At 55.0% G+C, this 14,493-nt stretch carries 11 protein-coding genes; 8 read left to right on the top strand and 3 right to left on the bottom strand.

Annotation, left to right across the window (positions count from 1 at the left end):
* Nucleotides 1-59 precede the first annotated feature (59 nt).
* Nucleotides 60-836, top strand: coding sequence for a DNA/RNA non-specific endonuclease (locus LKE90_RS11110; protein WP_291501463.1), 777 nt, complete (start codon nt 60-62; stop codon nt 834-836).
* Nucleotides 837-905: 69 nt separating this feature from the next.
* Here LKE90_RS11110 and LKE90_RS11105 read toward each other — a convergent pair whose 3' ends face one another.
* A complete protein-coding gene (locus LKE90_RS11105; protein WP_291493375.1) occupies nt 906-1,838 on the bottom strand; it encodes a DMT family transporter in 933 nt (310 codons plus the stop codon).
* A gap of 165 nt (nt 1,839-2,003) precedes the next feature.
* On the opposite strand from LKE90_RS11105, the gene LKE90_RS11100 reads away from it, so the two are divergent.
* The 5 genes from LKE90_RS11100 (at nt 2,004) to LKE90_RS11080 (ending at nt 8,461) form a co-directional block, all read left to right on the top strand.
* Nucleotides 2,004-3,359 (top strand): anthranilate synthase component I family protein, encoded by a 1,356-nt coding sequence (locus LKE90_RS11100; protein ID WP_291493373.1) that lies wholly within the window; start codon nt 2,004-2,006, stop codon nt 3,357-3,359.
* Nucleotides 3,356-4,183 carry an aminotransferase class IV gene (locus LKE90_RS11095; RefSeq protein WP_291493371.1) on the top strand — a complete coding sequence of 276 codons (828 nt, stop codon included), beginning with the start codon at nt 3,356-3,358 and terminating at the stop codon, nt 4,181-4,183. Before LKE90_RS11100 ends, LKE90_RS11095 begins: the two co-directional genes overlap by 4 nt.
* Nucleotides 4,184-4,393: 210 nt before the next feature.
* The gene (locus LKE90_RS11090) at nt 4,394-4,702 is read left to right on the top strand and encodes a hypothetical protein (RefSeq protein ID WP_291493369.1); all 309 of its coding nucleotides are present in this window, start codon (nt 4,394-4,396) and stop codon (nt 4,700-4,702) included.
* Between the two features lie 95 nt (nt 4,703-4,797).
* Nucleotides 4,798-5,337 (top strand): protein-export chaperone SecB, encoded by a 540-nt coding sequence (locus tag LKE90_RS11085; RefSeq protein ID WP_291493367.1) that lies wholly within the window; start codon nt 4,798-4,800, stop codon nt 5,335-5,337.
* 118 nt (nt 5,338-5,455) lie between these two features.
* On the top strand, nt 5,456-8,461 hold the full coding sequence (locus LKE90_RS11080; RefSeq protein WP_291493365.1) for a glycosyltransferase: 3,006 nt from the start codon (nt 5,456-5,458) through the stop codon (nt 8,459-8,461).
* Between the two features lie 786 nt (nt 8,462-9,247).
* On the opposite strand, the gene dgt is transcribed toward LKE90_RS11080, so the two are convergent.
* The gene (gene dgt, locus LKE90_RS11075) at nt 9,248-10,480 is read right to left on the bottom strand and encodes a dGTP triphosphohydrolase (protein ID WP_291493363.1); all 1,233 of its coding nucleotides are present in this window, start codon (nt 10,478-10,480) and stop codon (nt 9,248-9,250) included.
* 483 nt (nt 10,481-10,963) lie between these two features.
* On the opposite strand from dgt, the gene LKE90_RS11070 reads away from it, so the two are divergent.
* Both LKE90_RS11070 and LKE90_RS11065 read left to right on the top strand, forming a co-directional pair.
* Nucleotides 10,964-11,788 carry an IS5 family transposase gene (locus LKE90_RS11070; RefSeq protein WP_291493361.1) on the top strand — a complete coding sequence of 275 codons (825 nt, stop codon included), beginning with the start codon at nt 10,964-10,966 and terminating at the stop codon, nt 11,786-11,788.
* Between the two features lie 253 nt (nt 11,789-12,041).
* Nucleotides 12,042-12,773, top strand: a complete 732-nt coding sequence (locus LKE90_RS11065) for a DUF4198 domain-containing protein (protein ID WP_291493359.1) — start codon at nt 12,042-12,044, stop codon at nt 12,771-12,773.
* Nucleotides 12,774-12,999: 226 nt separating this feature from the next.
* On the opposite strand, the gene LKE90_RS11060 is transcribed toward LKE90_RS11065, so the two are convergent.
* Nucleotides 13,000-14,472 (bottom strand): outer membrane beta-barrel protein, encoded by a 1,473-nt coding sequence (locus LKE90_RS11060; protein ID WP_291493357.1) that lies wholly within the window; start codon nt 14,470-14,472, stop codon nt 13,000-13,002.
* Between the last annotated feature and the right edge of the window lie 21 nt (nt 14,473-14,493).

Raw genomic sequence — 14,493 nt, 5'->3', positions numbered from 1 at the left:
TCTCAGTCGAAGATCGAATCTTCGGCTGAGAGGGGCTGTCTCTTTCCAGAAGTTGATTTGTGCGCGGACTATGCGGCACACTCCGGCACATGCATTATCTTTCACTCCGGTCTGCGGTTCTGCTGGCGTTTCTGATACCTGTTTCTGCAGGCGCCACATGTTCCGATCATTTTGCCGCGCAGAGACAGCCTTCTTCCACTCGTGAAGTAACCCTTCTCTGTTCTCTTTCTTTTGCAACGGGCTATTCAGCGCAGGCAAAAGAAGCCGCATGGAGCGCGGAGCATCTGACTGCGGACAGCATCGCTCAGGCGGAAGCATTGAAGGGCCGGGCGGAGTTTCAGGAAGATCTCAGGATTCCGCTTGAGGATCGATCCGGCCTGATGGATTACAAACGCTCAGGATGGTCGCGTGGTCACCTGACGCCTTCAGGCGATGTTGCCACGGAAAACGCCCGCGCGGAAACTTTCCTGCTGTCCAATATCGTTCCTCAGGCGGCCCGGCTGAATTCGGGAGCCTGGAATCATCTGGAAGCCAATGTCAGGAAAATAGTGAAACGATACCGGGAGGTTTATGTGGTGACCGGACCGGCCTTTCGTGCTCCTTTGGGAACGATTGGTCCTGACCATGTTCGTATTCCTTCATCCCTCTGGAAAACGGTGTATGTGCCGTCGTCAAAAGCTGTATCGGTTATTGTCTGTAAAAATACGGCGCCATACCGATGTAATGCTGTCAGTCAGGACTCGCTGGAGCGGGTGACTGGGATTGATCCTTTTCCCGGCGTTGCACTGTCTGATAAAAATCGGAGCGTTGCACTGGACCGCGCTCTCTTGCCCTGATTTCCCGCTTCCCCGTGTGGCCTGCAAGTGATGCGGGTTGGCGACACGCCTGTCAGAAGGGAAGAACATCTATGTGGAGTGTTTTTCCCTTCTGGCCGCGGTCTTTTTGCTCACAAGGCTGATGCCAACAAGGATCAGGGCTGATCCGGCCAGAAATTCTGGTCTGAGCGCCTCATGTAGCAGTAAGGCCCCGAAAAGAATGCCGAACAGAGGTGTCATGAGGGACAGCACGCCGAGGCGCGAAGCCAGATAGACTCTGAGAAGAGAAAACCAGATCAGAAAACTGATAACCGAAACAAGGACAAGCTGAAAAATAAAATCGAGAATGACCATGCCGGTCATGTGAAAACTCATTTGATGTGAGAAATATGCTGTTGGTATCAGGATGATGCTGGCAACAGAAAGCTGGCAGAACAGAGTGACCGTGGCGGGAGCTTCTGAAAGATTGGAAAAGCGGATGATCAGGGTTGTCATGCCCCAGGACGCACCCGCGAGAACCCCCAGCATGTCTCCTATCCACGTAGAGTGGGTCGTGGGGTCGCCGATACCGCTTTCCGGTCCCATAAAGGATACGACGACGCCCAGAAAAGCCAGTGCGATACCGCTCCACTGTATTGGCGAAAGACGCTCTTCCGGTAACCCGACATGTAGCCCGAGTGCCGCAAAGATTGGTGCCGTATAAAGAAAAATCGACATGTGGGCGGCGCTCGTGAAGCAGAGCCCTTCGCCCGTCAGGAGGAATTCCAGTGCAAAGAGGACGCCAACCGAGAGAGTGGCAAATACCGGAATCTTACGGAACGCCGTGTAATCTTTTTGCCATATGATGATCAGACCTACGATCAGGGCGGCCAGCGCCGAGCGGATGCCGACCTGCAGGACAGGAGCCATGTCGTTGGAAATCGCCTTGATGGCCGTCTGCTGGAGGCCCCACATCATGCAGAGAAAAATCATGAGCACTATGGCTGTTCTATCTAACTCCCTGCGGGAAGGCGTGGTGCTCATCTTTTGTTCCTGAATGACAATGAGTGTGCTTTTAGGACAGGATGACAGGGTTGGACACCGGATTTTTCCAAGCTCTGTGGTGCTATGTTTATAATTCTGAAATACAAAGTTCAGCCTGACCAAACCGATGTTTCTCTGAAGCCTTTCTGTGTGTAAGAAGCGGAAATGCGCCCCTTTTCCGTCACTGAACTCCCCTGGGTTGATCCATGGACCGCCTTGCAGACGTGGAAAACCGCACCGTGGATTGCATTCCTCGATAGTGGAGGAACACCTGCAGCTTCTCCCGGCGACGAACGGGCACGCTGGTCTTTTCTCTGTGTGGAGCCGTGTGAAACGCTCGTATCGTCTCAGGGTAAAGTGGTCAGAAACGGTCGGCATGTCACAGGTGATGCATGGCGCCATCTGAAGGATATGCACGCCCGTTTGCAGTCCGTGGAGAGTGCGGATCTCCCTTTTTCAGGCGGGCTTGTTGGACTGACGTCTTATGCGGCAGGCATGGCGCTGGAAGGCGTGGTGTCGCGTCATCGGACGGAGACGCCGGAGATTCTCGCCGCGTCCTATGACACTGTTTTTGCTTTTGATCGGCTGGAGAGGCGCTGCTTCAGGGTGGGGAACAGCGCCCTGTCTTTGTCAGCGTACGAAAACGTGCCGATGTCATCCGCCACTGCCCGTGTGCATTTCCAGCCCGATATGGAGCGGGAACAGTGGATTTCAGCGGTCCGGGAAGTTGTCCGCCTGATCGGTGAAGGAGACATTTTTCAGGCCAATCTGACACTGCGCTGGCAGGCGGATGAACCGTCCGGTTTTGATGATCTGGCAGTATATGGCCTGTTGCGACAGGGATCGCCCGCTCCTTTCGGGGCTTTTCTCAGAGGCTGCACCGGGCTGGACACGGCCTCCCCGTTCTCTCTTCTGAGCGCATCGGTGGAACGGTTTCTGTCGCTTTCCCCTGAAGGTCTTGTCGAGACCCGTCCTATCAAGGGAACCGCACCACTCGGGTCCAATGCGGCGGAAACCCTGCGTCTGGCTGAACAGTTGCGACGGGACGGGAAAGAAAACGCCGAAAATCTCATGATTACCGACCTGATGCGCAATGATATCGGGCGTGTCTGCGACATCGGTTCCGTGTCGGTGCCGCAACTGTGTGCGGTGGAGCCGTTCGCGCATGTGCAGCATCTCGTTTCCTGTGTGCAGGGACATCTGAAATCCAGTCTCGATGCGTTTGATCTTCTGCGTGCGACTCTGCCGCCGGGCTCCGTGACGGGAGCGCCGAAAAAACGCGCTATGGAGATCATCGATCAGATCGAACTGTCGGCGCGTGGAGCGTATTGTGGCAGCGTTTTCCGGATCGGCAGGGAGGGCGCGATGGACAGCTCGGTTGTGATCCGGAGCGTGGAACGCTGCGACGGTAGACTGCGGATCGGCGTTGGTGGCGGGATCACGTGGCTGTCCGATCCGGAGCGCGAATATGACGAGATGAGACTGAAAGGAGCGGCTTTGCTCAAGGTGTTCGGGGAATGACCGCGCTGCTCTGGCTGAATGGCGCGCTGCTGCCGGCGAATGAAGCCAGAATCGATCCGGCTGATCGCGGCCTGCTGCTTGGGGACGGGCTGTTCGAGACCATGCGGGTTGCGACAGGATGTGTGCCCCTGCTGGAACGGCATCTCGATCGGCTGGGCGCGGGATGTGCGACGCTGTTTCTACCGCCGCCAGACCGGGAGAGGCTCAGGCGGGCGGTGGGCGATCTTCTGGCCGCATCCGGCCTCGTGGAGGGGAGCATGCGCCTCACGGTCACACGGGGTTGTGGACCGCGCGGACTTCGCCCTCCAGCACAGGTGCAGCCGACGGTCATGCTGACCTGTGCCGCCGGAGTGAGCGCCATGCCTGCTCCTGTCCGTCTGGGTGTCAGCCGTTATGTGCGGGATGGCAGTTCACCTCTGTCCCGGGTCAAATCTCTGAATTACCTGCCGATGGTCATGGCGCGGATGGAAGCGGCTGCCGGAGGGCACGATGACGCCCTGCTGCTGGACGGAAAAGGCAACGTGGCGGAGGCGAGCGCTGCGAATATCCTGCTGATGCTGGCGGGACGTGTCGTTACGCCGCCGGTCGAGGACGGGGCGCTGCCGGGAACATCCCGCGCCCGGCTGCTGGAGACGGGGCTCTGTGTCGAACAGTCCGTGCCGCTTGCCTGCATGCGGGAGGCGCAGGCGGCATGGCTGGTCTCGGCTCTCTCCCTGCAACCGGTCGCGTCTGTCGAGGCGTATGGGCATATGTATGAACTGGAGCAATGTGTGGAACAGGAGGCCGTTTTGCGCGAGGCCCTGTTCGGAAACGTGGTGTCCTGAAGCTTTGAAAAGGACGAGGAGATGAGTGTCTCCGGCTGCTTTTGGCCGCGCAGGCCGGATTAGCGCCGTCAGTTCCCGAACACGCCCCGATGTCTTGCCATTCCCTGATACGCGTGGTTTCGTAACGGTCTTTCTCGCTCCTTCTGCCGCTTCCTGTCTGTAGCGCCGAGTTCAGGCAGGGAGCGGCAGAGATGGAAAAGGGCCGGTGTGATGGTGACAGTTCTGCCGTTCGAGATTCCGGGGAAAAAGGAAGGCAGACAGTCCGGGAAGGACAAGATCTGGGCCGTGGTGGCGATGATCGGGCGCAGACGGCGTGTCGCCAGTATTCACATCTCGCGTGAGGCCGCTCTGGCGGACTGTCAGTGGCGCAGGGAGCAGGTCACGGCGTACGCCCGATTCCTGTCCGAGGCGCGCGATCCTGCACCGGACTATCATATCGCCCTGATTTACAAGGGAGAATTGCCGAAGGGCTGGATACCGATGCCTGCACTTGGAATTTTACATGGCCGCTTCATTTAATGGCAACCGCTTCCGGATTACACTCGCAGTCACGCGGGGAGTTTGCTAAGCCCACCTGCGCGCTGATTTATATGTAACAGAAAGTCTCCTCAGGTATGGCTGGTCAGAATACGATGGAAACAGTAACAGGTGCGGGAAATTCTGCGGACAGCGTGGATGGCTCCGGATCAAAGGCACCTGCAACGCCGACGCTTCTGATGGGCGCACAGTATATCCGCAGCGTGTCGTTCAAGGCGATCGATTCAGCCCTGCTGCATACCCGTCCGCCCGTGCGGCCCAATACGTCCATGACGCTTGATGTCATGGCGCGGCAGATCGCGGAAAATCAGCCGGACTTTGAAGTCGATGTGGTGATGAACTGCGTGGGACGTGGGGATGCGCCCGTGGATGGAAGCGAGCCGCCGCTGCTGTTTGAAGCCCAGATCACCTATGCGGGGATGTTCACCCTGCGCAATGTGACGACAGAGTCGTTCGAGCCGATGCTGCTGGTGGAAGCGCCGAAGATGCTGTTTCCCGCCGCGCGGAACTATCTGGCTGATCTGACCCGGGAGGCGGGCTTCATTCCCGTCATCATCCAGCAGATCGACTTTTTCGCACTCTGGCAGTCACGCCGTTCCCAGCCCACTGCTGGCTGACATCCTGCGCCGGGCGGAGCCTGCCGGAGGCGTATAAAGCCTTCACACATCGTCTCCGGTAGCATAACCGTTGACATGCTCGGGGAGGCTCCCCGCCAAGGTGTTGAAAGGGCCATGGGTGTCGTCTGTCGTTTCTGAGCTTCCTTCTGACAAGGCTCCTCTCTGGAGGCGCTTTGACGCCGAGTGGTATCGCGCCCGTTACAGGGACGTTCTGGGAGAGTTCGCCGACGCGGACCCGGAAGCGCTTGCGACGCATTATGCGGAGGTTGCTGGAGAACTGCACCTTTCTCCCAACCGTTTCTTCGATGAGGAATGGTATCAGCAGGCCAATCCTGATGTCGCCTCGGCGGTACATGCCGGATCTTTTGCTTCAGGCTTCGACCATTACTGTCGGGATGGATACCTCAACCGGTCTCCGCACTGGCTGTTTTCAGAGACCGCTTATCTTGCGCGCTACCCGGACCTGACCCGCGCCACGCTGGACAGGCTGGGAGCATTCAACGGATACGATCATTATCTCCGTTACGGCGACCGTGAGTTCCGGTCCGGCCACCTGCTGTTCGATCCGCATCTTTACTATGCCCATGCCTGCCTCGATGGAGATGGTTCTTCCGGGAAAACGGCAGGAAAGGCCAGCGCGCTTTCCATCCCGCAAACCGGGCCATTCGCGTCCTTCCTGATGGATGGGATCGATCAGAATACACTCAGGGTCAGTTGGTATTTCGATCCCGAATGGTATCTCAAAACCTATCCGGAAGTGGCGGAAGCTCTGGAGGCGGGACAGATACGTAGCCCGCTGTGCCATTTCCTGACCAACAGGACGCCGGTCGAGTTCTGTGGTCTCGAATGGTTCAGTGAGGCCTATTATCTGGAGCAGTATCCGGACATCGCGGACGCCATAGCCACCGGGCAGCTGCGTTCCGCCTATGACCATTTCCTGCGTTATGGTGCGTTTGAGCGACGTCGTCCGCATCCGGATATCGATCTCAACGCCTATTTTTTCTCCGGAACGGTCAGGGCTGATATCGAGCGCGGTCTGGTGCGCGACGTGTTCGAGCACTGGCTGTCCCGTCGGAGCCAGCAGCCGCTCGATGCGGGTCTTGAACGGCCTGATCTGAAGGTGTTTGAAGGACTCGCCGTGCGGAAGGCCGAGAACCTTCTGCCGCTTCTCGCCGCCCGTCCACTGGATTTCACTGCACGGGAGGAACCCCGTCTCAGCATCATCCTTCTTGTCCGCAATCGTCTCCCGCTGACCCTGTCCAGCCTGTCGGCCCTGCGTATGACCCATGCCGGGCCATTGAATGTCATCGTCGTGGACGCAGGATCACGCGACGATACGACGCGCCTGCACCATTTTGCCCGTGGCATGAAGATTCTGCGGCTGGACCGATCAGTGACCCGGGCGGAGGCCCTGAAAGCTGCTCTGCCTCACTTGCGCGGAGAGGCGGTTTTGTGGCTGGGGCAGGGCGTGCGTCTGGCGCACGGCAGCTTGCAGGCTGCGCTCGACGCGCGGGCAGATACTGCTGCCGGGCGTATCGGTATTGTGACGGGTCGGACCTTGCGGGCTGACGGCCGTATTCTTGAAGCGGGCGCCCTGATCGGACGGGACGGGTCGTTGATCCGCTATCTTGAAAACGCCCCGATGGAGGAGCCCGCCGCCTGTTTCCGTCGGCCCGTCGTCTGCGCAACGGTCCCGGCGCTGCTGATCGACCGCGATCTGCTGAAAGCGCTGGAAGGATTTGATGACAGGCTGGAGTCCGAGGGGGCGCAACTGACCGATCTTTGCCTGCGGGCAGCCGAGGCCGGGCGTCGTGTTCTCTATGAGCCTGCTTTTCTGGCCTCTCAGGATGTCAGCGACAAGGAAGCGTCCGCCTTTGATGAGGCCGACCGTCGTGGTTTGCGGCAGAAGCACGCAGCAATTTTTGCGCAGGCTCTTCCACCGTCCCCCCGTCTCGCCGTCCGGGCCAGAAGCGCTGTCAGTCCGTCGGTCAAACGCATTCTCTTTATCGAGGACCGGATTCCCGTTCGCAGTCTCGGGTCCGGCTTTGTGCGCTCCAATGACATTGTGCGCACCATGGCCGCGCTTGGCCATCAGGTCACGGTTTTTCCGATCTATGCGTCGGTTGATCCCCTGTCGCGGATTTATGCGGATTTTCCTCCGGAGGTGGAAGTTCTGCATGACCGGGGCTTCGAGACGCTTGATACCTTTCTTCAGGAACGCAGCGGGTCATGGGACTGCGTATGGATCGGCCGGACACATAATATCGGCAGGCTGCTGCCGATCCTGATGGCGCAGGCTCCCGCGTTGCCGCTTGATGCGGTTGTGCTCGACACGGAGGCGGTGACGTCTCCCCGTGATCTGCTGAAGGCGAAGCTGTTTGACGAGCCGCAGACCCGGACGCTGGACGAAGCGCTGGCTGCCGAGTTCTCGGCGGCATGGTTCTGTCGGAAGATTGTCGCGGTCAATCCGCTGGATGTCCGTGCCCTGCACGAAGCGGGTTTCGAGAATGTCGCTGAGCTTGGCCATATGTGCCCTGTCAGACCGACATCGGCTGCATGGGATGAGCGCCGTGATATACTTTTCCTCGGGGCTATTCACGAGCCCAATTCTCCTAACCATGACAGCCTGATCTGGTTTGTTGAGAAGGTGCTGCCTCTGCTGCGGGACCGTTTGCCTGAGGATGTCCGGTTTCGCGTCGCCGGTTTCCGTGGTGCTGGAGTCGATCTGAGCGCACTGGGGCGTGATCCACGCGTTGAATTGCTTGGGCCGGTGAAAGATCCGTCAGATCTGTATGCGTCTCATCGTATCTTTGTCGCGCCGACCCGTTATGCAGGAGGTATCCCATTCAAGATTCATGAGGCTGCGTCTTACGGATTACCTGTTGTAGCGTCCGGCCTGCTCTGTCGTCAGCTTGGCTGGCGGGATGGTCTGGAAATTGTGGCGGGTGGCGACAACGATGCCGAACGTTTCGCTGAACGTGTGGTGGCTCTCTACACGGATGAGGAGTTGTGGAACACGGTGCGCGCCGGTGCTTTGAGAATGCTGGAGCAGGAGAACAGCGCGAAAGCCTATGCGGTGCGGCTGAACAGTATCCTGCAGGATGTGTTCGATCCCGGACGGTAGGAACTCCGGTCATCCAGCGCTCCTGTGTGTCATGATGGTGTTCGGGGTTGGCTTTTTCCGGAAAAAAAGAGATAGCATACGATAGTGGTCATTATTTTGAGAGAAAACATAAACCAGGCGGAAATACTGTCGATGATGGTTCTCTGGCGAGGAGGGCATACATCAGTGTAATCCCACATCATCTTGAAACCGAGCTCGGGGAAATGGATAATTTTTACGGGTATTGTAATAAATGTAATAATAAATAGAAAAATAATAAATAAATAAATTTTTCCTTTCGTTTCTTTTATGGAAAAATTAATTATAAATACAGAATAAATAAAAAATAAACATGGAAAGATATAAAATAAAAAATAAGTAAATATACAAAGAAGACTATAGGTGTTGTTCTGGGTTGAAATATATTTATGAATTTCATCAAGACATTTATCCATTTGTATGTCTCCATGAAAAGAAATATTTAAAAATATTATAGAGAACAAAACGACCAGAAAAAAGAGAAAAAGGTTTCGTTCTGATTTCTGGTCTTTCATGGGAACATATTTTCGATCATCACTTTTTCTGAAGTGCAGGTAAAAATTACAGGTTCTGTTTCCAGTATATTATTTCAATGTTCATGAATAGGTTCTGCTTCAGGATTGGTTTCCGGGCTGTCACCCTGAACCTCGCCAAAGACGGTGCTTCTGGAAAGCGGTCTGTTATCAATATATTACGGTCAAGGAGGCTGTGCCTCCCTGCGGGTGCGGGCAGAGCCCACAGAAGGCTCAATCCGTAGCGCCGCCAGTCTTATCCCGGCACTGACAGATCGGTCAGACGCCGGTGTTCTTCCATCGCGAAACGGTCAGTCATGGACGCCAGATAATCAGCAACGACCCGCCGGTGTCCCGCTTCATCGGGTGCAATCGCGGCCTGTTCCCTCCACCCGTCGGGGAGGAGACCGGGAGATGAACCCAGCGTATCGAAAAGCTCGGCCACCACATGCTTCGCCTTGTGTGTCATCCGTTTGACTTTCCAGTGCCGATAAAGATTGGCGAACAGGAAAGAGCGGATCTGCGCGTTGGCTTCACCCATGGCGGGACTGAAACCCACAACCGGTCCGGCTGCGTGGCGAATATCGTTGGCGGATTGCGGTGTCAGGGCAATAAGATTTTTTTCGGTTTGGGTGAGAACATCCGAGACCAGTGCATGAACGATGCGTCTCACCATTTCGTGTCGGAGGCGTTGATCCTGTGTGGCGATGAACGCGCTGGAGGTCGTGGGAGCATCACCTGTACGGCTGCCCGCTCCGAACGCTGTGACCGGACGCGGGGGCAGGGATGAGGCAATCCGGCGGGCTTCGCGCAAGGCGTCGCTGACGACCGGCACATCGACAAGATCGTCCAGTGTCAGCAGGCCGGATTTTATGCCGTCGTCCAGATCATGCCCGTGATACGCAATATCGTCCGCCAGAGCCGCCAGTTGCGCTTCAAGTGAAGCGAACGTGTGCAGTTCGAGGTCCTGAGCTGCTGTGTAATCTTTTAGCCATCTGGAAACATGGTTCACAGGTCCATTATGTTTTACAAGACCTTCCAGTGTTTCCCATGTCAGGTTGAGACCGTCGAACTGGAGGTAACGCTGTTCCAGAACAGTCACTTGCCGGAGCGCCTGCGTGTTGTGATCAAACCCGCCCCATGGCTCCATGGCGAGGGACAGGGCATCTTCTCCAGCATGCCCAAACGGCGTGTGGCCAAGGTCGTGGGCGAGGGCAATGGCTTCGGTAATGTCTTCATCCACGCCGAAATGCCTTGCCATGGAGCGGGCGATCTGTGCGACTTCGAGGGAGTGCGTCAGGCGGGTACGGAAGAAATCTCCTTCGTGGTTGATGAAGACCTGTGTTTTGTACTGAAGCCGCCGAAACCCCGATGAATGGATGACGCGGTCACGATCCCGCTGCCACGGCGACCGCGTGGGTGAGGGCGGCTCGTCGTAGAGTCTGCCTCGTGAGGCATGCGCATTGACTGCAAAGGGTGCTGTAACCATCAGGCCCATCCATCGGTGGTGATGGGCTCCATAAGATCATGTTCACAGGGTCATGGCGAGAGGCGCCTGTTTTGACCGTCCCGCTGTTTGAGAAACGGATCGCTCGATCAGCGGTAGCCGATCATGCGCCAGATTGAGGAAAAATGACCCGTTCTTGACACGAAAATCGCGAATGATAATTATTATTGAGTAAGTGTGTTATGGCTGAACGTAAATCAGTAATGAAAGTATGAGGCGCAGGTTGGAGTAACTCCTGAATGGGTGGATAATACTGGAAAATACGTCCGTGTCTGGTGGCAGAACGATCTTGTCGCCGACAGCGGTCAATCGTAGACGACAGATTCAGTATGCCCCGAGCAATCAGTCTGGCTTGTAGAAAAAATATCATATTCTTCTAAACAGGTTGGCCAATCTTCTGAGAGCCTTTTTGGAAATTGAGCGTGAGGGGTTTTCAGGGCGTCTGTCGCGTGATTCAAACTCAGGATGTGGATGCCAGAACAACGAGGCCGAATGGCCAACATTACGCGCAAGACGAAGCGTTATCCGTCTGATCTGACCGATGAGGAATGGGAGCGCATAGCGCCCCTGATGCCGCCTTCGAACCGGCGTGGCCGAAAACGAGCAACCGATTTTCGTGAGATCATCAATGCGCTGCGTTATCTTGTCCGCTCAGGCTGTGGCTGGGAAATGTTGCCTGTTCATTTTGGTCCATGGCAGACCGTCTATTGGTGGTTTCGCAGGCTGATACGCCGTTTCCTGTTTCAGACCATCCATGATGTCTGCCTGATGCTCGATCGTGAAGTCGCGGGACGCGAGGCCAGTCCATCTGGGGGCATTATCGATAGCCAGAGTATCAAGGCTCCTCATGCAAAGACCCGTGGCTATGACGCTGGCAAGAAGATCGTTGGCCGCAAGCGTCATATCGCGGTCGATACCGATGGCCGACTGCTTTTGGTCAGGCTGACACCAGCCGATATTTCGGATAGTGCGGGTGGACAAATGATCCTGGATGCTATCCGCAAACGCTGGCCGTGGGTGAAGCATCTGTTCGCAGATGGGGCCTATGACCGCTTGCAGTTGATGGACAAAGCCGCCTTTCACGACTTCACGGTCGAGATCATCCGGCGGCCAGATACGGCAAAAGGATTTGAAATCCTGCCACGTCGATGGGTCGTTGAACGGACATTCGGCTGGATGATCCGCTGGCGCCGACTGGTGAGGGATTACGAACAGCGTATCGACGTGGCAGAGGCCATGATCCACATCACCATGGGAAGCCTTATGCTACGCAGAAACGCTCATCCGTGAATTTCCAAAAAGGCTCTGAGCGGATGGGTGACATAACGTGAGAGCGAGCATCTGAATGCCGCCAGTAAAGAAATGGTTTTCACAGACGTAGAGTGTGACGCTACTGTTTCCTATCGGTCTGGAAAATATTGGGATGCTCGGTTTAATGGTTTCAATTTATACAATATATTGAATTTTTGTTATTTGTTTTATAATCGTGCGACGCTACAGTCAGGGATGCGTTCCTGTGTTTAGCTTACATGGATTGCTGAATATGAGAAAAAATATTTTAAAATATTTGCTCGTTTTTTTATTTTCTCCAATTGGTGACGCGTCTGCCAGCAGTGCATTCATTGTGCAACAGAGGATAGGAAAACCAACCATCGTTATGGAGGAAGTATCGTCAGATGAGGCATATAACCCCGCCTATCTCAGAAATATTGAAGCATATGATGCTCATGATCTTCCTCTGTCAATAAAATATCATTCAGATGGTGAACACATAATTTTAGAGGCTGATCCGCGTATTACGGCAATTATTATAAAGGCGGATTTTGATTTCCATGCTCGGAAATCCGGTCAGAAAGAGTGGATATGGGCACGTAAATCGACAGTCGCTCATGCAGAGACCGGCCTACATGCCTTTAAGGAAAGTGTGAATTTATATGCAGGATCGATAAAAAATCAGCATTCTCATAATCTTATGCTGGAAATCGTCCCGGAGACAGATCCTTTTGCATTGCATCGAGGGGATAGTTTGGGTGTAACAGTTCTTCTGCATGGGAAGCCTCTGAAAGATGTAAGACTGAACGAAAATTTTCTGAACACTGTTTCTGAAAAGTCGCCTCCGACAGACGCTGAAGGACGGACGCGGGTTCGGCTTCATGCAGACCAGATGAACGTCATACAGTTGACGTATGAAGAGCCTGTACGAGGTGATCCTGATGTCGATTTCTTTCGACTGAACTCGGCTCTGACATTTAATCTTGGTGAGAAAAAACAATAGCCGTTTGGTGAGGTATATCTTCATGAAAGAAATTATAAAAATTACTTGAGAGATATAAGAAATTTGAAAATTTCCTGTCCTGACCGCCGTCGGTAACGGTATCAATGATTTGCAGTTGTGATTTGATCAGGAGAGAAAGTTTTCAAATCAGCCATCTACCAGAAAAAACGGGGAGTGCACTGCACTCCCCGAGATAGGCGACCCGTTTATGTGTTTGCAGTCTGGATCAGAATGCCCAGATTGCGTCCGCGTTGAACCACAGCATGTTGTTGGTTCCGGTGGTGACAACCGGGTTGTCAGGCGTGCCAGCCTTGTTGAAGGGTCGGGTGCCGTTGAGCGATTTGTCGAGACGAACTTCCGGGCGGAAGCTGAACTGTCCGAAATGGACATGTTTGTTGATGAAGTCAGGACGATAGGTGACGCCGAGTGTCAACTCGCCATAAGTTGTCGGAGCAGCGACATAGTATGGATATGGCTGGTTGGTGAGCGATTTGGTGAAGGATGTGAAGCTGGAATATTCCGCGATCACGCCACCGGTATTGTCGCGCAGGATTTCGCCACGGGCGTTGAAGGTGAGATTGGGATTGATGTTGTAGGCGAAATAGGTCGTGACGCCATAAACATCGTCGCGAGAAAGGTCGTCATGGAGATAGGTGCCGTCAACAGTGACGGTCATCTTGTCGTTGATTTTGTAGGTCGCCAGAATATCGCCGTTATACTGCATCTTTTCGTTGGCGATCTTGCCGACACCGATGCTGGTCCAGCCGCCTCCAACACGTGAAGGGCCATTGTTGCCCTGAGGTCCGAAGTGACCAAGGAGATGGAAGCTCAGTTTGCCATCCATGAGGTTGTTGAATGCGAAACCAAACGTTCCTTTAGGGCGGCTGTTGTTGCCGGAACTTCCAAAAGTTGTCGAGTTACCAGCGTCAATGCCGAGAACCCAGTCAACATACTTGTTCAGGTGCAGTGTCGTGTAGATGCCGACCACCTGGAACGGTACGATGTAGTCTGAGGCATAGTTGAAGGTATAAAACGGCCGGGCAAGAGCGGGTGTGCCTTCGGAGCCGAGCAGACCGTACATCTGGCCGATCTGGATGTCGATGCCACGTTTGAGAAGCCAGGGCATATGGAAGTCAACATGCGCCTGTGTCGGCACCCACTGGTAAAGACCCGTCAGGGAGCCGTCACCCATGCCGGCGGTCGGATCGAAACGGGCGTCAGAACCATACATGACCTCAAAGTTGAAGCCGAATCCGTAACCGTCTCCGATGCTGGTCACAGGATGGGAGAGGGAGCCCATGATCTGGTTCAGCGTGACGGTATTGGCGCGATCAACATAGAACTGCGCGAAGTTGCGGCCTGATTTCGTCCAGGGGTTGCCTGCGATACCAGCTTCGACAGTGAGATGCCCTACCAGCCCATCCCAGTAAGACAGTGGTTTTCCGGCTTTCGGATGGAAGATGTTGCCCTGTACGACTTTCAGGCTTTCTTCGGTTTCCGCAACATCGTCGTCGACAAGCTTGTTGTTGTCGGAAATGGTATCAGACGCCGTGTTCGGCGCTGTGAGGTTGACGACGGGAGCCGCGGCTGGAGCAGGTGACGGCACAGTCTGTGCGTGGGCCGCATGCGGCAGGATCAGGCTTGCTGTCATCAGTGCGGATGAAAGAAGTAGGTATTTTTTGCGGAATTTTTCGATCATATAACTTCCCTCTCTCGTGAT

The sequence above is a fragment of the Acetobacter sp. genome, assembly GCF_022483985.1.
Classification (GTDB): domain Bacteria; phylum Pseudomonadota; class Alphaproteobacteria; order Acetobacterales; family Acetobacteraceae; genus Acetobacter.
This window is presented reverse-complemented; position numbering and strand designations above follow the sequence as displayed.